Below are 19,702 nucleotides of genomic sequence, written 5' to 3'. Positions count from 1 at the left end.
GGGATGCGACCAATGAGGCAAAAATCGTTCACTGACTCACCCGTGCTAGGCCGGAACCATTCACCGGACGTTAATCTTTCAACCGTGACGGACCAGAACAGCGACGTCGTCGGCCGGATTTTCGGGTCGGGGCTGCTCGCCATCGACGCCGAACAAAGCCGCTTGCTGGATGCGGCCCGTGCCGAATTCATCGAACACGGCTTCCGGCGCACCTCGGTCGGCGATATCGCCCGCCGCGCGAAGGTGTCGCGGCCCACCGTCTACCGGCGGCTGGGCGACAAGGATCAGATCGTCCGCCAGGTCGTGGTGCGCGAGGTGGTGTCGTTCTTCGTCGGGGTAAGCGGCCAGGTGCTGACCAAGGAGACCGCGGCGGACAAGGCGGTCGAAGCGTTCGTGCTCGGCGTCCGCGAATCCCGCCGCCACCCGTTGGTGGCCGCGCTGCGCCAATTCGAACCCGAAACCTTGACGTCCTTCCTTATCGACCATGTCGCATCCATGGAACCGGTGCGCGCCGCCATCGCCATGGCCATCACCGACGACTCGCTACCGCTCGACGCAGCGCTGCGCGCCGCCGAAATGTTCGTCCGCGTCGCCGCCTCCCTCCTCATGGTCCCCAGCGACGCCCTCCCGATCGACACCGACGAGCACGCCCGCTGGTTCGCCGGCACCTACTTCCCCCCGATCATCGCCGCATCAGTGGACCCCGGCCCGGTTTGATACCTATGCCGGTTGTCATCGGTGGGAAGGATTCATGATGGGCTAATGGTTGGGGTGGTATCGGTTGGCTATGGGATACAACGGGTTTCGGTTGGGGGTTGTGGGGGTTGGGGTGGTTTGGTCGGGGGTGTTCGCGCCGCAGGCCGTGGGTGAGGCGGGGTGGACGGTGACGGTGTATTACACGGCGGTCGAGTCGTTTCACGGTGATGCGGATGTATCGGTTACGGGGTGTCGGGATGCTGAATGTTCCGGTGGGCAGGTCGAATTGGGGGCGTTTCCGGGGAGTTTCGTGCAGGCCGTGCACGATGAGGGGGCTGGGCGGATCACCCGTGACGCGCCGAAGAGGTATCTGAACTGGTCGCATGACGTCGGGTATTGGCTCGATGACGAGCCGAAGAGTGCGTCGGGGGCGCGGTTGCGGCCGTTCGCCAGTTCGGCGGCGGATGAGGTCGCCCGCGGGAGTCATGTGCGGCTGGAATCGTGTGGTGTCGACGACGGCGGTTCGGCGCCCGCCGCGGATATCTGCGCGAAATTCACTGCGCCGGAATGGGTTATCGACGACGAGTTCACCCCTGGGCTCGGCGGGAAGAACCACATCGATCTCTACATCGGTGAGGAGGATACGGCCGATTTCCCGGCAAAGAGCCCGATGGTCGTGACATGGACCGGCGCGACCGTGCGGATAACGCCGCCCGGTAACTGAATCCCGGCCTTCGGCAGGAACGCCATCCCGAATCGGATAGCGCCGCTACGCTATTGGTCTCGAATAGGGCGCTTTCCAGGACTCCGACCGAGGGGAGCCGTCATGTCCTGGCTTTTCAATCCACCTCCGGGATGGCCGTTGCCGCGCGGATTCGTACCCCCGGATGGGTGGCGGCCCGATCCGGGGTGGCCGCCGCCCCCGGCCGATTGGCAATGGTGGCTTCCGGATTCGCGCGACTACCACGATGAACTGGCTCGATGGCAAGCAGATCAGGATCGGCTCGATGGCATGGTTGCCCTTGTGGTCCAAGCCCTCCGGGACCGTGGCGGAATCGGCTACGGCGTGAAGCTGAGGGGCGGTGAGTCCGCGTTGTGGTCCTGTGCCGCGCGGCTGATCGAGCCGCGTCGGCAGCGCGGATACTATGCGGGCCGGTCCTCGGGTGTCAGCGTGCGCATCGCGAAGGGGCTGTGGTACCGCGCCGGGAGCTATCGCGGTCAGTATGTTCCCGGGCCGGAATTACAGACCCCGATCGATGACGGGCAAGCCGTGATCACCACGGCCCGAGTGGTTTTCACCGGATCGATCATGACCAGGGAGTGGCGGTTCGACAAGTTCGTCAGTGCCGACACCGATCCGGACGAAACCGCCGTGCTGCTGCACGTCGCCAACCGTCAGAAGGTGTCTGGGTTGCTACTCGGCGAGAGCGCCCCGACATTCCAGAGCTATCTCGACATAGGGCTGGCGATCTCGGAGCGCGGCGCGGAATCGGTGACCCGCGCGCTGCGGGCGGCGGCCGATGACCATATGGCCGATCAGCCTCGGCCACCGGGGGTATGAAGCTTGTGCGGCAGTGGAATGCCGGGCAGTACTTCTGAGCTGCACCCGAAGCAAAACGGGGTGACCAGTATGAAAAAACTGGAATCCCCGTATCCGGGAGTGGAATATGCCATAGCCTGCTCGATCGGTATGTGAGGTACGACTGAGTGGAGGTTCGCATGGCACCGGTGCCAGAGGTGGCTGCGACGGACGAGCGGCCGCGGCCGGATGCGGACGGCGAGGGCCGGTTGGCCCGAATCGCGTTGTGGTTCACCGCATTCACCGAGCGTTGGCTGCCCGATGCCTTCGGCTTCGTGCTCGTCGGCACCTTCCTGATCGTCGCGCTCGGGCTCGGCACCGGGGTTCCGCTCGTCGGCACACCGAGCGATCCGGCGGCGACCGGCGGATTCGGCCTGGTCGACGCCTGGGGTAAGGGATTCTGGAGCCTGATCCAGTTCACCCTGCAGATGGCGATGATCATCATCGGCGGCTATGCGGTGGCGGTATCGCCGCCGGTGGCCCGCGTCATCGAACGGCTCGCACGGGTGCCGAGGTCGCCGCGGGCGGCCATCGCCTTCACCGCCGCCATTTCGATGATCACGGCCTATCTGAACTGGGCGTTCAGCCTGATCTTCACCGCCATCCTGGCCAGGGAGATCGCCAGGATCCTGCGCGGCGTCGACTATCGCGCGGTGGGCGCCATGGCCTTCCTGGGCCTGGGAACCGTATGGGCACAAGGACTCTCGGGTTCGGCAGCATTGCAGGTCGCCAGCGCCGGATCCAGCCCCAAAGCGGTGCAGGACGTCATCAAGGCCGGCCGGGGGAGCGGCCTGATCCCATTGTCGGAGACCATCTTCCGATGGCAGGGCATCGTGGCCACCCTGGTGGTGTTCGTGATCGCGGTCGCCGTGGCCTGGTTCATCACCCCGACCGGCGCCGCCGTCAAGTCGGCGGCTGATCTCGGTGTCGAGCTGAAACCGTTGACGCGCAACGACAATGCCGACAGCGGCCAGCGGCGGCCCGGCGACTGGCTCGAGCACAGCCCGCTGTTCAGCGTGCTGCTGACCCTGTTCGGGCTGTGGTACCTGGTGCGGTATTTCCAGCACGCGCAGGGCGGCGCGCTGAACGCCCTGGATCTGAACACCATCAATATGATCCTCATCCTGCTGGCCCTGCTGCTGCACTGGCGGCCGTCGAACCTGGTGGCCTCGGTGCGCGACGCCGCACCGGCGGCCTCCGGCGTGCTACTCCAATTCCCGCTCTACGGTGGGATTTTCGGCATGATCGCCTACACGGGCCTGTCCAAGTCGATCGCCGGTTGGCTGGTCGGCCTGACCAATGGGTACCTCTATCCCGCGGTGATCAGCCTCTACTCCTGTGTGCTCGGAATCTTCGTGCCGAGCGGTGGCAGCAAGTGGGTGATCGAGGCGCCTTATGTGCTGGACGCGGCCAATCAGCTGCGGGTGAACCAGGGCTGGATGGTCGTGGTCTACGACCTCGGCGAGGCGAGCGCCAATCTGCTGCAACCGTTTTGGATGCTGCCGACGTTGGCCATCCTCGGCCTCAAGGCCCGCCACATCATGGGCTACACCTTCGTGATGTTCCTGGTCTGCTTCCCGGTGGTGCTCGTACTGGTCACCGTGCTCGGACACACCTTGCCGTTCCCCTGAGCCGAACCCATTGCGCGCCGACGACCAACGACGAATGCTCAGGAAGTTCCCTGCCTACGGGCCGGACCGCCATCCGCGACCGACCCGGCCGCCCTGAGCAGGCGGGCCGCCAGCTCGCGTAGCCGCGCGGCCAACTCGGCTGGTTCGAGCACCTCGAATTCGAAGCCGAAGCCGAGCAGATAGACGGCGATCGAATCGAGGGAATTCGAACCGGTATGCAGCACACAGGTTTCCGCATCGATCGCCTCGATGACGCCGACGGTCGGGGCGATCCGTTCGGCCGCGATCGCGGCGGAGGCCCGCAGCATGATGCGGGCCTGGTACCGATAGGGCGCGGTGGTCACCCCGCGCGAAACCAGATCGGCCGCGTCGGGGGCCGCGCGCGGGGTGAAGCGCGGGCCGGTCGGGGTGCGCGGGGTGAGCCGGTCCACCCGGTAGGTGCGCCAATCCGCGCGGTCCACATCCCAGCCGGTCAGGTACCAACGGCGGCCGGTATGCACAAGACGGTGCGGTTCGGTTGTGCGGCAAGAGATTTCGCCGGTGTGCGTGCGGTAGTCGAAACGCAGCCGGTGGTGGTCGCGGATGGCGGCGGCGATCGCGGTCAGGACGTCCGGATCGATCTGTGGGCCGCCCGCGGGCACGGCGACGGTCGCCGATTGCAGCGCGGTCATGCGGTGACGCAGCCGGGAGGGCAGCACCTGTTCGAGTTTGGCCAGCGCGCGCAGCGAACTCTCCTCGATTCCGGCGATGGTGCCGCCCGCCGCGGTGCGCAGGCCCATGGCGACGGCGATGGCCTCGTCGTCGTCCAACAGCAGCGGTGGGAGTTCCGCGCCCGCGCCGAGCCGATACCCGGCTGCGCCCGCGATCGCGTGCACGGGGTAGCCGAGGTTGCGCAGCTTTTGGATATCCCGGCGGACGGTGCGCACATCCACCGCGAGACGGCCGGCCAGTTCCGCGCCGGTCCATTCGCGCGGGGTCTGCAGCAGCGAGAGCAGGCGCAGCAGCCGGGCTGAGGTTTCCATCACAGAAGTAAGTATGTCCCGAAGCTAGGGCTGAAGCTGTCCTAGCCGCCGGATACTGTACTTCTCATGAGCAACGAGATCACTCCCTTCCGGATCGAAATCCCTCAGGAACAGCTCGACGACCTGCGGGCCAGGCTCGATGCGGCGCGGCTGCCCGCGCCGCTGCCGGGCGACGACTGGGATACCGGTGTCCCGGTGCACTGGCTGCGCGAGCTGGTCGAGTACTGGCGCACCGAATACGACTGGCGGGCCGCCGAGGCGGAATTGAACCGGTACCCGCAGTTCATTACCGAAATCGACGGTCAGCGCGTGCATTTCCTGCACATCCGCTCGGCCGAGCCGGCGGCGACACCGCTGCTGCTCACCCACGGCTGGCCGGGATCGGTCGTCGAATTCCTCGACGTCATCGGACCGCTCACCGATCCGGGCGCGCACGGCGGCGACCCGGCCGACGCCTTCCACCTGGTGATTCCGTCGCTGCCCGGTTTCGGATTCTCCGGGCCGGTGCGCGAATCGGGCTGGGACAGAGCGCGAATCGGCCAGGTGTGGGCGAAACTCATGGACCGCCTGGGCTATTCGCGATACGCCGTACAGGGCGGTGATATCGGCGGCGCGGTGAGTCCGGAGGTGGCGCGGTCCGCGCCGGATCGGGTGATCGGCGTTCACGTGAACGGCGGCACGAACCTTCCGCCGTTCCCGCTCCCGGAGGACGAACTCGCCGAGCTGACCGAGCTCGAGCGCGACCGGATCGCCCGGATCGCGGCCTTCATGCGAGAAGAGTTCGGCTACATCGCGATTCAATCCACCCGCCCGCAGGCGCTCGCGTACGGTCTGGTGGATTCGCCGGTGGGGCAGCTGGCCTGGATCATGGACAAATTCCGGGAATGGACCTTCCCGCGAAATGTGCTGCCGGACAAGATCATCGACCGTGACCGCCTGCTGACCAACGTGATGTTCTACTGGCTCACCGGCACCGCGGGCTCCGCGGCCTACGTCGGCTACGCGAGCGCCCAGGCATGGGGCGAGCCTCCGGCGAACTCCGGCGTCCCCACCGCCTGCATCGTCTTCGCGCACGATGTCGCGATCCGCCGCTACTGCGAAACATCCAACACCATCACGCGCTGGACCGATGTCGACCGCGGCGGCCACTTCGCCGCCATGGAAGAGCCCGAACTCCTGGTCGCCGACATCCGCGAGTTCTTCCGCGATCTGCGCTGACGGAGGAAATCCGGCGGGCGCGAACGCGTCCGCCGGATCGTCGTGCGAACCGCGGAATAACTGTTGCGCTCACGACGCGGTAAATGCTTGCGGTGCACCGCCATCGGTGCTCGCCGGATAAAGCCGATGTCGCGCAAGGAATCTGGGGCCCAGCTTCCGGTGGACGCGAGCATTTCACCTAGCTAACATGCCCGCATGGTGTTAGGTGACCGGTTGGTCGCATTCGCGGCGATTGCGTTTCTGTTGCGGAGGCGACGATGACGGGATACCTACTGCGCCGGGTTCTGCAGTCGGTGATCGTGGTCGTGCTGGTCTCGGTGCTCACGTTCGTGCTGCTGCAGCTGCTGCCGGGCGGCCCGGCCCGCGCGATCCTCGGGCCGAAGGCGACACCGCAGCAGATCGAAACCTTCAATCAGCAGAACGGCTATGACAAACCGCTGGTCGTGCAGTTCCTGCATTGGGCGGGCGGCGTGCTGCACGGCGACCTCGGCTACTCCTACAAGCTGAACCAACCGGTCGTCGACGTCATCACCGACCACCTGCCGAAGACGCTGATCCTGATGTCGCTGTCCACCGCCGTCGCGGTGCTGCTCGCGGTGCCGATCGGGATCTATCAGGCGCGCAAGCGAAACACCATCGGCGACTACGCGATCACCGGATTGTCGTTCGCGTTCTACGCCATGCCGACCTTCTTCCTCGGTGAACTGCTGATCCTGCTGTTCGCCATTCAGCTGCACTGGTTTCCGCCGGTCGGGCCGGATGGTGACACGGTCGGCGAAATCCTCGGGCAGGCATCGGGTCTGGTGCTGCCGGTGGCGACGCTGACGCTGGTCACCATCGCGTCGTTCGGACGGTACGTGCGTTCCTCGGTGATGGAGAACCTGCGGCAGGACTACGTGCGCACCGCGCTGGCCGGCGGCGCGAGCGACGGCCGGGTGCTGATGCGGCATGTGCTGCGCAATTCGCTGATTCCGGTGGTCACGCTGCTGGGGCTCACCCTGCCGCAGCTGTTCGCGGGCGCGCTGATCACCGAGCGGGTGTTCAACTATCCGGGGATGGGTTTCATTTTTGTGCAGGGGGCGCAGGTGCACGACTATCCGGTCCTGCTCGGCATCGGCCTGATGGTCGCCATCGCGACCGTCGTCGGCTCGCTGCTGGCCGATATCGGTTACGCCGTGCTCGATCCGAGGGTGAAGTACTGATGGCCGATCGCATCCTGCCGCTCAACGAATCACCGGAAGTCGCTGCCGCCCAGCATATTCCGGGCCGGGCCCGATCCAGGTTCGCAACCGTGCTGCGCAGCCTGCTGGCGAACAAGCTCGCCGTCGTCGGTATCGGGCTGATCGCGCTGTTCCTGCTGTTCTGCTTCCTCGGCCCGGTGCTCTACCACTCCGAGCAGATCGCGACGAATCTCGCGGGCGCCAATCAGCCGCCGAGTTCCGCGCATCCGCTCGGCACCGACGACGTCGGCTACGACGAACTCGGCAGGCTCATGGTCGGCGGGCGCGCGTCGGTGGAGATCGGCGTCGCCGCGGCGGTCATCGCCACCGTCTTCGGGACGTTGTGGGGTGCGGTCGCGGGCTACGTCGGCGGTTTCCTCGATTCGGCAATGATGCGCGTCGTCGACACCCTGCTGGCGATACCGACGCTGTTCCTGCTGCTGATCCTCTCGTCGATCTTCACCGCGAACGTCGGCCTGCTCATCCTCGTCGTATCCTTCGCCGCCTGGCTGTCGCCCGCGCGCCTGGTGCGCGGCGAGACATTATCCCTGCGCACAAGGGAATACGTGCAGGCGGTGAAGATGATGGGCGGCGGCAACCGCCGGGCGATCCTGCGCCACATCATGCCCAACGCGATCGGCGTCATCGTGGTGAACGCCACCTTCCAGGTGGCCGATGCGGTGCTCATGGTCGCGGCGCTGAGCTATCTCGGACTCGGCATGGCACCGCCGCACGCCGACTGGGGCAACATGCTTTCCAACAGCACGGATTTCCTGCAGAACGGCTACTGGTGGCTGGTCCTGCCGCCGGGTGTGGCGATCATGGGCGTCGTCATCGGATTCAACTTCCTCGGCGACGCGCTGCGCGACGCGCTCGAGGTACGGCTGCGGAGGCGGTGACATGACCGACGCACCCGTGCTGCGGCTGGACGACCTACATACCACGATCGATGTCCGCGACGGCGTCGTGCACGCCGTCGACGGCGTGACCCTGGAGGTCGGCCGCGGCGAATTACTCGGCCTGGTAGGCGAATCCGGCTCCGGCAAGACCATGACCGCACTGTCGGTCCTGCGCCTGCTGCCCGAGGGCGGCCGGATCGCATCGGGACGAATCCTATTGGGCGGCAAGGATATCGCGCAGATGTCCGAGGCCGAGCTGCGTCAAGTGCGCGGCGGCCGGATCGGCATGATCTTCCAAGATCCGCTGAGCTCGCTGAATCCGACCATCCCGATCGGCAGGCAGGTGGCCGAACCGCTGGGACTGCACTCCGAACTCTCGGCCGCCGCCCGGCGGGCCCGGGTGCTCGAGGTGCTGGGGCTGGTGGGCCTGCCGCGGGCGGCCGAGCGGCTCGGCGACTATCCGCACCAGCTGTCCGGCGGGATGCGCCAGCGGGTGATGATCGCCCGCGCGCTGGTCTGCGAACCCGATCTGCTCATCGCCGACGAGCCGACGACGGCGCTCGATGTCACCATCCAGCACCAGATCCTGGAGCTGATCGATGAGCTGCGCACCCGGGTGGGCATGGCGGTCATCCTGGTGACGCACGATCTCGGCGTCGTCGCGGGGCGTGCCGACCGGGTCGCGGTGATGTACGCGGGCCGCATCGCCGAACTCACCGACACCAGATCGCTGTTCGGCAACCCGCGCCATCCCTATACCGAGGCGCTTTTCGAGGCGCTGCCGGAGAATTCGGCGGAGAGCGGCGAAAGGCTGTACAGCATCCCGGGTTTGCCGCCGGATCTGGTCGACCCGCCGCAGGGGTGCCGGTTCGCGCCGCGCTGCCGATACGCGACCGATCGCTGCCGAACGGAGGATCCCGCGCTGCGCGGGGATGTGGTCGGGCACGAGTACGCGTGCTTCCATCCGGTCGGCGATCCCGCGCTGCGCGAACCATCCGGCCGCGTCGCCGTGCACGAGCGCGGACCCGCACCCGCCGAACAGGAGTCGGTGGCGCAGGCCGGACAAGCGCTGCTCGCGGTCGAACATCTGGTCAAGGACTTTCCGGTGCACGCGGGCGCCATCCTGCAGCGCAGGGTCGGCACGGTTTCCGCCATCGCCGATGTGAGCTTTTCCGTGGCCGCGGGCGAAACCTTCGGTCTGGTCGGGGAATCAGGCTGCGGCAAGACGACGGTCGGGCGCTGCATCGCCGGATTGGAGACGCCGACGAGCGGCCACGTCCGGATCGCCGACGCCGAGCTGACATCGTTGCGCGGCAAGCGGTTACGGCAGCTGCGCCAGGATACGCACCTGGTTTTCCAGGACAGCTATTCCGCGCTGGACCCGCGGATGCGGGTCGGTGCGATCGTCGCCGAACCGCTGGTGATCCACGGCGTCGGCAACCGCGCGCAACGCGCCGCGCGGGTGCGTGATCTGCTCGGCGAGGTCGGCCTGCCCGCGGCGGCGGCCGAGCGCTACCCGCACGAATTCTCCGGCGGCCAGCGGCAGCGCATCGCATTGGCCCGCGCGCTCGCGCTGCAGCCGAAGCTGATCGTAGCCGACGAACCGGTTTCGGCACTCGATGTTTCGATCCAGGCGCAGATCCTCAACCTGATGGGCGATCTGCGCAGACGGCACGGTCTCACCTATGTGTTCATCTCGCACGACCTGTCCGTGGTGCGCTACCTGTCCACCCGGATCGGCGTGATGTATCTGGGCAAGTTGGTGGAGATCGGTCCCGCCGACGAGGTTTACCGTAATCCGCGGCATCCGTACACATTCGGTTTGATCGGCACCGTGCCGAAAGCCGACCCGTGGGCCGGGCGCGGTGGGGACGGCGTCATCAAAGGTGAGCTGCCGTCGGCGCGCAACCCACCGTCGGGCTGCCGGTTCCGGACCAGATGTCCACTGGCGCAGGAGATCTGCGCGCTGGAGGAGCCGCCGATGCGTGCGTTCGGCGACGGGCATCGGGCCGCATGCCATTTTCCGCTGGACGCGGCCGCGGCGTCGGAACCGCCCGCGAATTCGGCCGTCGCGTTGTGACCATCTAGGACAGTGCAGAGAAGGGAAGTCCTGGGATGCAGGTGAAGAGATTGGTCGGCGCCGTCGGTGCGGTTTTGGCCGCGGCGTCGGTGCTCACCGGATGTGGTTCGAGCAGTACGCATTCGGGCGGCACGCCGCAGGAGGGCGGTACCGCGGTATTCGCCGAACCGCCTGGTACGCAACCGAACTGGATCTTCCCGCTGTACGACGCCGCGCACAACAGCGGCTACGCGACGGGCGACCTGCAGCGGCTGATGTACCGCCCGCTGTACTTCTGGGGCGACAGCAAGGGCAGCTCCGATCTCAACGAGACGAAAAGCCTTGCCGCGCCGCCGAAATACAGCGACAACAACAGTACCGTCACCATCGACCTGAAGCCGTACAAGTGGTCGAACGGTGACCCGGTTAACGCCAAGGGCGTCCTGTTCTGGATGCATATGCTGTCCGCGGAGAAGAAGAACTTCGCCAAGTACGTCCAGGGGCAATTCCCGGACAATGTGCTGTCGGTGACCGAAACCGGGCCGCAGCAGGTAACTTTCAAACTCGACAGCAGCTATTCGCCCACCTGGTTCACCGGTCAGGAGCTCTCGCAGGTCACTCCGCTGCCGATCGCGTGGGACAAGACCTCCGATTCGGCCGCGCCGGGCAGCGGCGGCTGCACCGACGACCAGTCCAAATGCGATGCCGTCTACCAATACCTCTACGAGAAGAGCAAGAACAGCTCGGCCTATGCCACCGATCCGCTGTGGCAGATCGTCGACGGCCCTTGGCATCTGACGAATTACGACGCGCAGGGTCATATCGCGTTCGACCCGAATCCGGCCTACAGCGGGCCGGACAAGCCGCATCTGGCGCATTACAAGATGGAGCCGTTCACCAGCACCGACGCCATCTTCAACACATTCCGCGCCGGGAACACCCTCTCGGTGGGCGGCGTGCAGGTGACCAATCTGCCGGAGAAGAAGGCCTCGCAGGAGCAGCCGTCCTCGAATCCGTTGCAGGCCAACTACAATCTGATCCCCGCATATGGTTGGGGTTGGAGCACTTCGATTCTGAACATGGCCAACCCGACGTTCGGCGCCACGTTCAAGCAGCTCTACATCCGTCAGGCAATGCAGCTGACGCTGGATCAGGAGACCGATATCAACTCCGCGATGCGCGGCTACGGTGCGGTCACCACCGGACCGGTGCCGATCAAACCGGAGAACCCGTATATCGCGGACTCCGAACGTGGTTCCGGCCCATACGCTTTCGATAAGGCCAAGGCGAAGTCGCTGCTCACCGGGCACGGTTGGACCGATCAGGGCGGCGTCATGGTGTGCACGAGTCCCGGCACCGCCGACAACCAGTGCGGTGACGGCGTCGCCGCGGGTACGAAGCTGCAATTCACCCTCGAATTCTCCACCGGCAACCCGATTTACAGCCGGATAGTGCAGCAGTGGAAATCCGATGCGGCGCAGGCGGGTATCGTCTTCGACCTGAAGGGCCAGGAATTCAACACGGTGATGGACGACATCAGCAACTGCCACGGTTCCGGCCCGACCTGCGACTGGCAGATCGGCTTCTTCGGTTACCAGGAATACGACGCGGTGCCCACCGGCGACCAACTGCTGCTGCCGGGTGCGAGCGAGAATATCGGCAACTACAGCGATCCGAAGCTCACCGAGCTGATCAACGCCACACTGCACTCCGACGACAAGGCCGCCTTCGCCAATTACGAGGATTACGCGGTGAAAACGCTGCCGGGACAGATCAATATGCCGCTGCGCACCTACATGGAGGTCGTCGCGAAGAACCTGGGCGGGGTCGCGTTCCCCGCGAACCAGACCGCCCGCAGCCCGGAGGACTGGTACTTCACCAAGTGACCCGCTGACGCAGCGCCTCGGCACCGAGAACGACGTACCAGCCGACGATCTCGATGCCGAGGATCCGCTCCCACAACCCGATGGTGCCGCCGCCCGCGATCGTGCGGAAGTCCCGCACGGTGGGCGCGCCGGCGAAGTATCCGCACAGTCCGGCGGCGGTGAGCACACTCGCCACCAGGAGTGCGATGGCGATCGGACGCAGCCGCGGCACCGGGAACAGCAGGACGCCCGAGCCGAGGAAGCCGACGATCGGGCCGAGGAACACGATATTGGCGGCGATGAAGTGCCCGGGCCCACCCGAGTCGATCGGGAACAGCCCGCACAGCACCATGCCCACCGCCGGAAGACACAGCAGCACGGCCACGGCGACCTGCCTGGCCGCGCTTGCGTTGCGCAAGAGCGAGATTCGAATGCCCTGCACGCCGACGATCATCAGCGCGCCGCAGAGGACGAACGCGATATCGAGCCAGATGCCGTCACGGCCGGTGGCCAGCACGCTGATCTGCTGTTTCATCGGGCTGTAGTCCGGGCGCAGCGCGCCGAGCAGCACGAACGTAATGATGAATCCGATCGGGCCGACGATCGCGCCGAGCGCGAGCCGTGGTTTCACCAGTTGAGCAGGGTTTATGGTGAGATGGTCCGCCATGTTCATATTGTGACGGTCATATTATGACCACACAACGTTTGTGAAGGGGGCTTTCGTGCCGCCGGCCAATCGCCGCTCCCCGCTCGCGCTGGTGCTACTCGGCGTGCTGACCCAGGGGCCGCAAAACGCCTACCGAATGCAGCGCTTCCTGATCGCGACGGATAAGGACAAGGTCGTCAACATCGGCTCGCGCAACAGCATCTACCAATCCCTGGAACGGCTGGAGCGCGACGGGTTGATCGCCGTGCACGACCGGGCGGGCCGGGACAGCACGGTCTACGAACTCACCGAATCCGGTTGGGGGACTTTACAATCCTGGTTGACCGACACCATGTCGACGCCGCGCGAGGAATACCCGGCCTTCCCCGCGGCGCTGTCGACCGCCTCGCTGCTGACACCGGCGCAATGCGCCGAGCTGCTCGAGCGCCGCCGCGGGCACCTCGACGAAGCGCTCGGGCGGCCGACGCCGGACCGGATGGCCGATGCGCACGGCATCGAACGGATCTTCCTGCTGGAGGACGAATACCAGCGCGCCATGCTCACCGCGGAACGGGACTGGCTCGACACGGTCATCGCCGAACTCCGGAGCGGCGCGCTGTCCTGGACGGCCGTCCGGTGGCAGGGGCCGGTCGGGTAGTATCGCCGACCCGGCCATCGGTTTGCTGGATCGGCCGCCGGGATTCCGCTTATCGGCAAGGACGGTACGTATCGTGTCGCTCGGAGGTCGGCGCTTCGCGGCAGTTCGATTTGCCGTTGGTGTGCTGGTACTGCTCGCGGTAGCGATGTGCGTCACACCGGCCATCGCGCGGGCGCAGGCGGTGATCGATCACATCGAGCCGAAGACGGATCGGTGGGAGGAGATGTACGTGTGGTCGCCCGCGATGGGGCGGACCGTACAACTCGATGTGCTGCTGCCCGCGGACCGGACCGCGCCGCATCCCACCCTTTATCTGCTCGACGGCGACGGCGCGTCCGATGACGAGGGGCAGAGCACGTGGACCTTGAAAACCGATATCGTCCAGTTCTTCGCCGACAAGCCGGTGAATGTGGTGATGCCGGTCGGCGGTCCCGGCACGTTCTACACCGACTGGATTCGGGACGATCCGAAGCTCGGGCGCGTCCGGTGGGAGACCTTTCTCACCAGGGAACTGCCGCCGCTCATCGATAATGCGCTGTCCGGCAACGGAATCAACGCGATCGCCGGACAGTCGATGGGCGCGCAGGCCGCCGCGACCCTGACGGTGCGCAATCCGTCGCTGTATCGGGCGATGGCCGCGTACAGCGGATGCCTGGCCTCCGATCGATACGATCAGTTCACGGTGCGGGCGCCGGTGCGGATCAAGGGCGGCGATCCGGACAATATGTGGGGTACCTCGACGAATCCCGAATGGGCCGCCCACGATCCGAGCCGGCACGTCGATCAGCTCCGCGGCAAGCCGGTGTACATCTCGGCGGCCACCGGCATACCGGGCCAACACGACTTCACCTTCGATCCGACCTACAAATACCCCGACGACGTCTTCAATTCGGTTGTCCTCGAATTGGTTATCCACGACTGCACCGTCGCCTTCGACGCGGTCCTGCGCGCACACGATATCCCCGCGACCGTGCGCTACACCGATTTCGGCACCCACGCCTGGTACTACTGGCAGAACGCCTTGCACGACTCCTGGCCCACCCTGAAATCCGGCCTGGGCCTTTGATTCTCGTCACTCGTGAGTAGGCGCGCCCGCCGATGTCAATCTCGGACGAGGGTTTTGGTGATTTCACCGATCAGCTCGGCGATCGCCTCGGGGTTGGTGAGCATGGTCAGGTGGTCGGCGTTCACCCGGTGCACCAGCCAGTCGCGGCGCTCGGCCTCATCGGCCGCACCCTCATAAGCTTGGCTCAATTGCAAGTAGGCGCACCGTGTTTCGGGCAGGCCGGGCGTTTCCGGGGCGGGTTCTTCGAAATAGGCCAGCGGTGGCGGTGCGATCTCGGCGATGAATCGGTGCCGCAGGTCCGGGTCGGGGAGTAGTTCTTCGATCAACCCCGGCGGAAACCAGGTGTGCCACGGCGGCAGGTAGCCGTCGCCGGCTTCGTCGGTCAACATCTTGGCCGCCTGCGGCGGTGCGGAATCCAATGAGCTGAGACCGGGATGTGGCAGCAGGGCGTCGACGAAAATCATTGCGCGAACCCGGTTTCCGATGGCCTCGGTGATCGGCGGCAGGAATGCGCCCGCCGCGCTGTGCGCCACCAGTACCAGCGGTGTGCCGATGGTGGCGACGGCGGCCGCCGTGCTGTCGGCGACCCGCCGGTAATAGGGCGGATCACCGTCGAGCACCAGGGTGGGAACCGCTGTCGGCAGCCCTTCGCGGCGCAGGCATTCGGCCGTCGCCGTCCAGGTGAGTGGGCCGACGAGTGGACTGTGCAGTAGTACGAGCGTGAGTTCGGCCATCATCCGATTCTGCGCCGGATCGGGTTGCGTCGTACGGCGATCAGTTCGGGCTCTGGGTGGGGGTGCCGGAGGGGGCGGTGCGCTCATGGGATTTGGTTATGTGCGTCGCGGTGATGGTGTCGCCGGATTCTTGACCCTGGATCGCGACGGAATCGCCGACGGCGAACTGCGCTTGCGTTTCCGGGTTCTTCTCGTTGCCGAAGACCGTCCCGGAGGTGATCGTCACGGTTTCGGTGCCGCCGTCGCGCTTGGTGACGGTCCAGCTGCCCGCGTTCTCGGCGGCGATCTTGCCGACCACCGCGTTTCCGCCGTGACGGCTGGGTTTCGGCTGGCCCGACGGGGCTGAGCCGGAGTTGTCGTGGGAATCGCAGGACGCCATGACGAAGGCCGCGGCGATGGCCATGGCGGTGGTGGCGACGGTGCGGAGGAGCCGGTTGTTCGTCATCGAAAGGGTCATGGCGGCGACAATATGCACCGAGGTTGAGAGGTTGCTCTGTGCCGACTGTCGGGTTGCTCAGCGGTCCGAATCCGACCGGCCGGGCCGAAAAGTGTTTGGACGCTTGGTAGTTGGTCGATCGTGCGCTTCGCGAGCATTGATGCTCATTTGCTATTGAAGAGTGGGTGCTTGTGGGTTGCGGGTGACGGGAATTTCGAGGCCTGGCAGTGTGGGGTGACAGTGCCGGGCGATTCGGCGCGGCAGGCGGAAGGGTTGGCGGTGGAAGATCTGGGGGCGGCATTGCGGGCCGCACGGATGGCCGCCGGGTTGAGCCTGGCGCGGATGGCGGCGCGAACCAGCTATTCGAAACCGTATCTCGGCCAGCTGGAAACCGGATCGCGTGCGGTGCGGGCCGAACATGTCGCCGCGTACGAGGCCGCGCTGGGCGTGCGGATCGACGGTGCGGCAACCGATTCCGGCGTGGTCGAGCCGTGGGATGAACTGCGGCCGCTGCTGCATTCGCGGCGAGCCCGGCAGCCGGGCGCGCAAAGCCGGTTCACAGTGGACGAAGTGGCGGCGGCCGAACGGCGGGCCTGCTGGGCGCGGACCCGGCAGTGGCGCGATGCCGCACCGCGTGCCCAGGTCGCGGGTTGGCTGAACGGTAACCGCGATCGGCTCCGGCGGGAGCCGGAATGTGGGCGGGCGCTGCGGGTGGCCGCCGAAATCGCCGATATCGCGGCCGTCATGGCCTGGGATATCGAGGAACATCGTGCGGCGCAACGGTATTCGGTGCAGGCGGCGCGGTACGCCGCGGCCGCGGGCGATCCGGCGCTCGCGGCGGCGACCCTGGCCGCACTGGTTTGGCAGTACCTGGACCGCGGCCGTCCGGACGACGGTCTGGAGGTCGTGCAACTGGCGCAATACATTTCGCGGCGGGCCGCCGCACCGCGATTGCGCGCCGCACTCTCCTGGCAGGAGGCGTGGGCGCACGCCATGCTCGGCGACCGGCCCGCCTTCCGCCGGGCCTTCGCCTTCGCCGAGGATTGCCGCGCCGAGGCGGAATCGGAGGTTCGATCGGCCGTCGAACCTTCCGATACCGCTGCGAGTTTCGGCATCGGATCGGTACCCGTTGCCGTGCCGCACCGCGCGCACGAAACGTATTTGGCCGCAACCGAATCCGAAGTCCAACAGTTGGACGCCGTCGATCGCTCACTGCTCGGTCTGGAGCTGGCGGCGGTGCTCGGTCCCCGCAGGCACTGGCCGGGCCCCGGTGAACAGCACCGCCACGTCGGCCATGCCTACCGCGAGTTGGCCCGCACCGAGCCGCGATTCGCGCGCATAATCGCACGACTACCCGAATTGGCCCGGGGCGGTAGACGTTCCGGCCGCCCAGCCGACTCCGCGCTGCGCTCCATCGCCGCCGCCCGCGCGCACCTGCTCATCCACGAACCCGATCGCGCCGCCGCTGCCGTCACCGCGGCACTGCCCCTGATCGGTCCGTGCCCGACGGGCCGAATCGCGGCTCGCCTCAGAGACTTCCACCATGAGTCCGCCGAATTCGCCACCGTCCCCGAGATCCGCGCGACGCGCTCGGCCCTCGCCGAACTGACCGCCCACCTGCCCGCGAACCGAGCCTTGATCGACCCGGCCCGGGCTGTGCCGCGGCACTGAACCGGGCTTGCCCCTGCTCAGATGTTTCGCGACACCGGCGTGCGGGTGAGCACCTCCTCCAGCCGATGCGCGAAACCCGAAGGGTGCGTTGCATATCCGGGATGACCACCGGGGAACAGCGTTGGCTCGATGCCGATCCGCGCACACAGGGCGAGCGCGGTGTCATACGCGAACTGCCCCTTCGACGACTCGCCGACTCCCACCACGATCCGGGAACCGAGCGCCCGCAGCGCCGTCGCATCGGGTACGTAGTCCCCGATCGCCGCCACCCGATGGGCGTAGAAGAAATCGACGTTCTGCCCCATCCGTGCCAGCTTCTGCCCCATGAGCTCGGCGCCGCGCTCGCTTTCGAACGGCGGCGCATCCGAATTCGACGGACCGCCCAATCCCGCGCCGACGGCGAACGCCTGCATGGCCGCCTGCGTGCCGTGCTCGCGGTAGGCCGCCTGGACTTCGTCGAGGAGTGTACGCCGCGGATCATCATCGGGTAGCAGCCGCGCGGCCGGAGGCTCGTGCGCCACAACGGTTTTCACGCGGTCCGGGTACCGGATCGCGAATGCCAGCGCGATCTGCGCGCCCGCGCTGGTGCCGAAGATGTGCGCCGGCTCGCCGCCGACCGCGGTCAACAGCCGAGAAGCGTCGTCGACCTCGGTTTCCATCGACGCGCCCGCGGTGTCATCGGCTCGCGGGCTGCGGGAGATGCCGCGGGTGTCGTAGCCGACCACCGTGTAGCGCTCGGCGAGGATTTCGGCGATGCCGGTGAAGTCGCGGGCATCGTCGCTGCCGCCGGGTATCACCAGCAGTAGCGGACCCGAGCCGGTCACCTCGTAGTACAGGTCGGCGCCGGGGACATGAAGGGTGCTCATATTTCGTTCTTTTCGAGTCGAATCAGGCCAATACTCGCTTACGAATATACGGTTGCGAGCATCAGGCGACAAGCGTCTACCGGATCTCCGATTCGACCGGTTCCCGCGCCGCGATGTTCCGCAGGTCGCGTCGCCGGGTCTCACCGGCCCAGAGGAATGCGCCCGCGGTGCAGACCAGGGTCGCGCACAACAGCAGCGCGATCGGTACCGTCGACGGGTAGCGGTGCAGCAGTGCGGTGCCGAGAATCGGTGTCAGCGCGCCGCCGACGACGGTGGCCAGCTGATAACCCAAAGATGCTCCGGTGTAACGCACTTCGCTCGGGAACAGCTCCGCGAAGAACGGCGCCTGCGCACCGGTGAGCAGCCCGTGCAGGGCGAGCCCGACGGCGATCACCACGGTGATCCGCGTGGCGCTGCCGCCGTCGACCAGCGGCAGGCCGGCGAGTGCCCAGATCCCGATCAGCACGGCCAGCAGCACACTCGTCGGCCGTCGCCCGTACTGGTCGCCCACCGCGCCGCCGAGCAGGATCGCGGCCGCCTGGAAGAACGAGGCGATGGTAATCGCGGTCAGCGCAGTGGATTTGGCCACGTGCACGATCTGGGTGAGATACGCGAGCAGGAAAATGCTGAACGTGTAGTAGGTCGCCTTCTCGCCGACATCCGCGAGCGCCGCGATGATCACCTGCTTCGGATAACGGGTGAGCACGGTCCGCACCGGCGCGTGGCTCGCGGCGGGCGCGCGCTGTTGCAATTCGCGAAAGATCGGCGATTCCTCGACCGCATGCCGCAGCCAGAGTCCGACGACGACGAGGACGATGGACAGCAGGAACGGAATGCGCCAACCCCATTGCTGGAATTGGGAATTGGTGACCCACAGCCCGAGCAGCGCGAGTATGCCGGTGGCGAGCAGATTGCCGATCGGGCCGCCGGTCTGTGGCCAACTCGTCCAGAAGCCACGGTGTTTCGGCGAACCGTGCTCGGCGACGAGCAGGATCGCGCCGCCCCATTCGCCGCCGAGCGCGAGCCCCTGCACCAACCGCAGCCCGAGCAGCAGGATGGGCGCGGCGATGCCGATGCTCGAATAGGACGGGATGAGGCCGATGGCCACGGTCGCGGCGCCCATCAGCATGAGCGTGAACGACAGCGTGCGGCGCCTGCCGTACCGGTCGCCGAGGTGGCCGAACAGCACACCGCCCAGCGGACGCGCGAGAAAGCCCACGCCATAGGTGATCAGGGCGAGCAGCACGCCGGTGAGCGGATCATCGGTGGGGAAGAAGACCTTGTTGAAAACGAGCGCGGCGGCCAGCCCGTAGAGAAAGAAATCGTAGAACTCGATGGTGGTCCCGGCCACGCTCGCGGCGACGATCCTGGCGAAGCGGGCGGCGGACGGGGGAGTCGGGTCGGTCGATGCCATGCCGCCATCCTGCTGGCAAAAC

18 protein-coding genes are annotated in these 19,702 nt (G+C 66.6%); 12 read left to right on the top strand and 6 right to left on the bottom strand.

Annotated elements, in window-relative coordinates:
- Positions 1 to 84: 84 nt before the first annotated feature.
- From LGY53_RS00420 to LGY53_RS00405, 4 genes are all read left to right on the top strand, one after another.
- The gene (locus LGY53_RS00420) at positions 85 to 717 is read left to right on the top strand and encodes a TetR/AcrR family transcriptional regulator (RefSeq protein ID WP_225724630.1); all 633 of its coding nucleotides are present in this window, start codon (positions 85 to 87) and stop codon (positions 715 to 717) included.
- A 289-nt stretch (positions 718 to 1,006) separates the two neighbouring features.
- Positions 1,007 to 1,420, top strand: a complete 414-nt coding sequence (locus LGY53_RS00415) for a hypothetical protein (protein ID WP_225724629.1) — start codon at positions 1,007 to 1,009, stop codon at positions 1,418 to 1,420.
- Between the two features lie 288 nt (positions 1,421 to 1,708).
- Positions 1,709 to 2,257, top strand: a complete 549-nt coding sequence (locus LGY53_RS00410; RefSeq protein WP_225724628.1) for a hypothetical protein — start codon at positions 1,709 to 1,711, stop codon at positions 2,255 to 2,257.
- Positions 2,258 to 2,415: 158 nt separating this feature from the next.
- The gene (locus LGY53_RS00405) at positions 2,416 to 3,906 is read left to right on the top strand and encodes a short-chain fatty acid transporter (RefSeq protein WP_225724627.1); all 1,491 of its coding nucleotides are present in this window, start codon (positions 2,416 to 2,418) and stop codon (positions 3,904 to 3,906) included.
- Between the two features lie 38 nt (positions 3,907 to 3,944).
- Here LGY53_RS00405 and LGY53_RS00400 read toward each other — a convergent pair whose 3' ends face one another.
- Entirely contained in the window at positions 3,945 to 4,931 is a 987-nt protein-coding gene (locus tag LGY53_RS00400) for a YafY family protein (protein WP_225724626.1), read from the bottom strand.
- A gap of 63 nt (positions 4,932 to 4,994) precedes the next feature.
- Here LGY53_RS00400 and LGY53_RS00395 point away from each other — a divergent pair, with 63 nt between their 5' ends.
- The 5 genes from LGY53_RS00395 (at position 4,995) to LGY53_RS00375 (ending at position 12,210) form a co-directional block, all read left to right on the top strand.
- Positions 4,995 to 6,146 carry an epoxide hydrolase family protein gene (locus LGY53_RS00395; protein WP_225724625.1) on the top strand — a complete coding sequence of 384 codons (1,152 nt, stop codon included), beginning with the start codon at positions 4,995 to 4,997 and terminating at the stop codon, positions 6,144 to 6,146.
- 257 nt (positions 6,147 to 6,403) lie between these two features.
- Positions 6,404 to 7,348: an ABC transporter permease gene (locus LGY53_RS00390; protein WP_225724624.1), complete on the top strand. Its 945-nt coding sequence runs from the start codon at positions 6,404 to 6,406 to the stop codon at positions 7,346 to 7,348.
- Positions 7,348 to 8,265, top strand: a complete 918-nt coding sequence (locus tag LGY53_RS00385; protein WP_225724623.1) for an ABC transporter permease — start codon at positions 7,348 to 7,350, stop codon at positions 8,263 to 8,265. Before LGY53_RS00390 ends, LGY53_RS00385 begins: the two co-directional genes overlap by 1 nt.
- Before the next feature lies 1 nt (position 8,266).
- Complete coding sequence (locus LGY53_RS00380; RefSeq protein WP_225724622.1) at positions 8,267 to 10,345, top strand: ABC transporter ATP-binding protein; 2,079 nt, start codon at positions 8,267 to 8,269, stop codon at positions 10,343 to 10,345.
- A 35-nt stretch (positions 10,346 to 10,380) separates the two neighbouring features.
- Positions 10,381 to 12,210 (top strand): ABC transporter substrate-binding protein, encoded by a 1,830-nt coding sequence (locus LGY53_RS00375; protein WP_225724621.1) that lies wholly within the window; start codon positions 10,381 to 10,383, stop codon positions 12,208 to 12,210.
- Here the strand turns inward: LGY53_RS00375 and LGY53_RS00370 are convergent.
- Positions 12,200 to 12,856 (bottom strand): DUF998 domain-containing protein, encoded by a 657-nt coding sequence (locus tag LGY53_RS00370; protein WP_225724620.1) that lies wholly within the window; start codon positions 12,854 to 12,856, stop codon positions 12,200 to 12,202. The two genes, LGY53_RS00375 and LGY53_RS00370, sit on opposite strands and share 11 nt — an antisense overlap.
- A gap of 55 nt (positions 12,857 to 12,911) precedes the next feature.
- Here LGY53_RS00370 and LGY53_RS00365 point away from each other — a divergent pair, with 55 nt between their 5' ends.
- A complete protein-coding gene (locus LGY53_RS00365) occupies positions 12,912 to 13,493 on the top strand; it encodes a PadR family transcriptional regulator (RefSeq protein ID WP_225724619.1) in 582 nt (193 codons plus the stop codon).
- 73 nt (positions 13,494 to 13,566) lie between these two features.
- Complete coding sequence (locus LGY53_RS00360) at positions 13,567 to 14,559, top strand: alpha/beta hydrolase family protein (protein ID WP_225724618.1); 993 nt, start codon at positions 13,567 to 13,569, stop codon at positions 14,557 to 14,559.
- Positions 14,560 to 14,594: 35 nt separating this feature from the next.
- On the opposite strand, the gene LGY53_RS00355 is transcribed toward LGY53_RS00360, so the two are convergent.
- On the bottom strand, positions 14,595 to 15,293 hold the full coding sequence (locus LGY53_RS00355) for an alpha/beta fold hydrolase (protein WP_225724617.1): 699 nt from the start codon (positions 15,291 to 15,293) through the stop codon (positions 14,595 to 14,597).
- Positions 15,294 to 15,333: 40 nt separating this feature from the next.
- Positions 15,334 to 15,750: a DUF5666 domain-containing protein gene (locus tag LGY53_RS00350; protein WP_225724616.1), complete on the bottom strand. Its 417-nt coding sequence runs from the start codon at positions 15,748 to 15,750 to the stop codon at positions 15,334 to 15,336.
- 213 nt (positions 15,751 to 15,963) lie between these two features.
- On the opposite strand from LGY53_RS00350, the gene LGY53_RS00345 reads away from it, so the two are divergent.
- Positions 15,964 to 17,400, top strand: coding sequence for a helix-turn-helix transcriptional regulator (locus LGY53_RS00345; RefSeq protein WP_225724615.1), 1,437 nt, complete (start codon positions 15,964 to 15,966; stop codon positions 17,398 to 17,400).
- 17 nt (positions 17,401 to 17,417) lie between these two features.
- Here LGY53_RS00345 and LGY53_RS00340 read toward each other — a convergent pair whose 3' ends face one another.
- Together LGY53_RS00340 and LGY53_RS00335 are read right to left on the bottom strand one after the other, a co-directional pair.
- Positions 17,418 to 18,266, bottom strand: coding sequence for an alpha/beta fold hydrolase (locus tag LGY53_RS00340; RefSeq protein ID WP_225724614.1), 849 nt, complete (start codon positions 18,264 to 18,266; stop codon positions 17,418 to 17,420).
- Positions 18,267 to 18,342: 76 nt separating this feature from the next.
- Positions 18,343 to 19,680: an MFS transporter gene (locus LGY53_RS00335; RefSeq protein WP_225724613.1), complete on the bottom strand. Its 1,338-nt coding sequence runs from the start codon at positions 19,678 to 19,680 to the stop codon at positions 18,343 to 18,345.
- Between the last annotated feature and the right edge of the window lie 22 nt (positions 19,681 to 19,702).

This window comes from Nocardia sp. JCM 34519.1 (assembly GCF_020361265.1).
GTDB lineage: Bacteria > Actinomycetota > Actinomycetes > Mycobacteriales > Mycobacteriaceae > Nocardia > Nocardia arthritidis_A.
The sequence above is the reverse complement of the archived record's forward strand: the minus strand, read 5'-3'. Positions and strand labels throughout refer to the sequence as shown.

Coding starts and splice junctions, on each gene's coding strand:
- LGY53_RS00375 (WP_225724621.1), top strand. CDS start 10,381: ATGCAGGTGAAGAGATTGGTCGGCGCCGTCGGTGCGGTTTTGGCCGCG.
- LGY53_RS00370 (WP_225724620.1), bottom strand. CDS start 12,856: ATGGCGGACCATCTCACCATAAACCCTGCTCAACTGGTGAAACCACGG.
- LGY53_RS00405 (WP_225724627.1), top strand. CDS start 2,416: ATGGCACCGGTGCCAGAGGTGGCTGCGACGGACGAGCGGCCGCGGCCG.
- LGY53_RS00350 (WP_225724616.1), bottom strand. CDS start 15,750: ATGACCCTTTCGATGACGAACAACCGGCTCCTCCGCACCGTCGCCACC.
- LGY53_RS00335 (WP_225724613.1), bottom strand. CDS start 19,680: ATGGCATCGACCGACCCGACTCCCCCGTCCGCCGCCCGCTTCGCCAGG.
- LGY53_RS00390 (WP_225724624.1), top strand. CDS start 6,404: ATGACGGGATACCTACTGCGCCGGGTTCTGCAGTCGGTGATCGTGGTC.
- LGY53_RS00395 (WP_225724625.1), top strand. CDS start 4,995: ATGAGCAACGAGATCACTCCCTTCCGGATCGAAATCCCTCAGGAACAG.
- LGY53_RS00410 (WP_225724628.1), top strand. CDS start 1,709: ATGGTTGCCCTTGTGGTCCAAGCCCTCCGGGACCGTGGCGGAATCGGC.
- LGY53_RS00385 (WP_225724623.1), top strand. CDS start 7,348: ATGGCCGATCGCATCCTGCCGCTCAACGAATCACCGGAAGTCGCTGCC.
- LGY53_RS00355 (WP_225724617.1), bottom strand. CDS start 15,293: ATGGCCGAACTCACGCTCGTACTACTGCACAGTCCACTCGTCGGCCCA.
- LGY53_RS00380 (WP_225724622.1), top strand. CDS start 8,267: ATGACCGACGCACCCGTGCTGCGGCTGGACGACCTACATACCACGATC.
- LGY53_RS00340 (WP_225724614.1), bottom strand. CDS start 18,266: ATGAGCACCCTTCATGTCCCCGGCGCCGACCTGTACTACGAGGTGACC.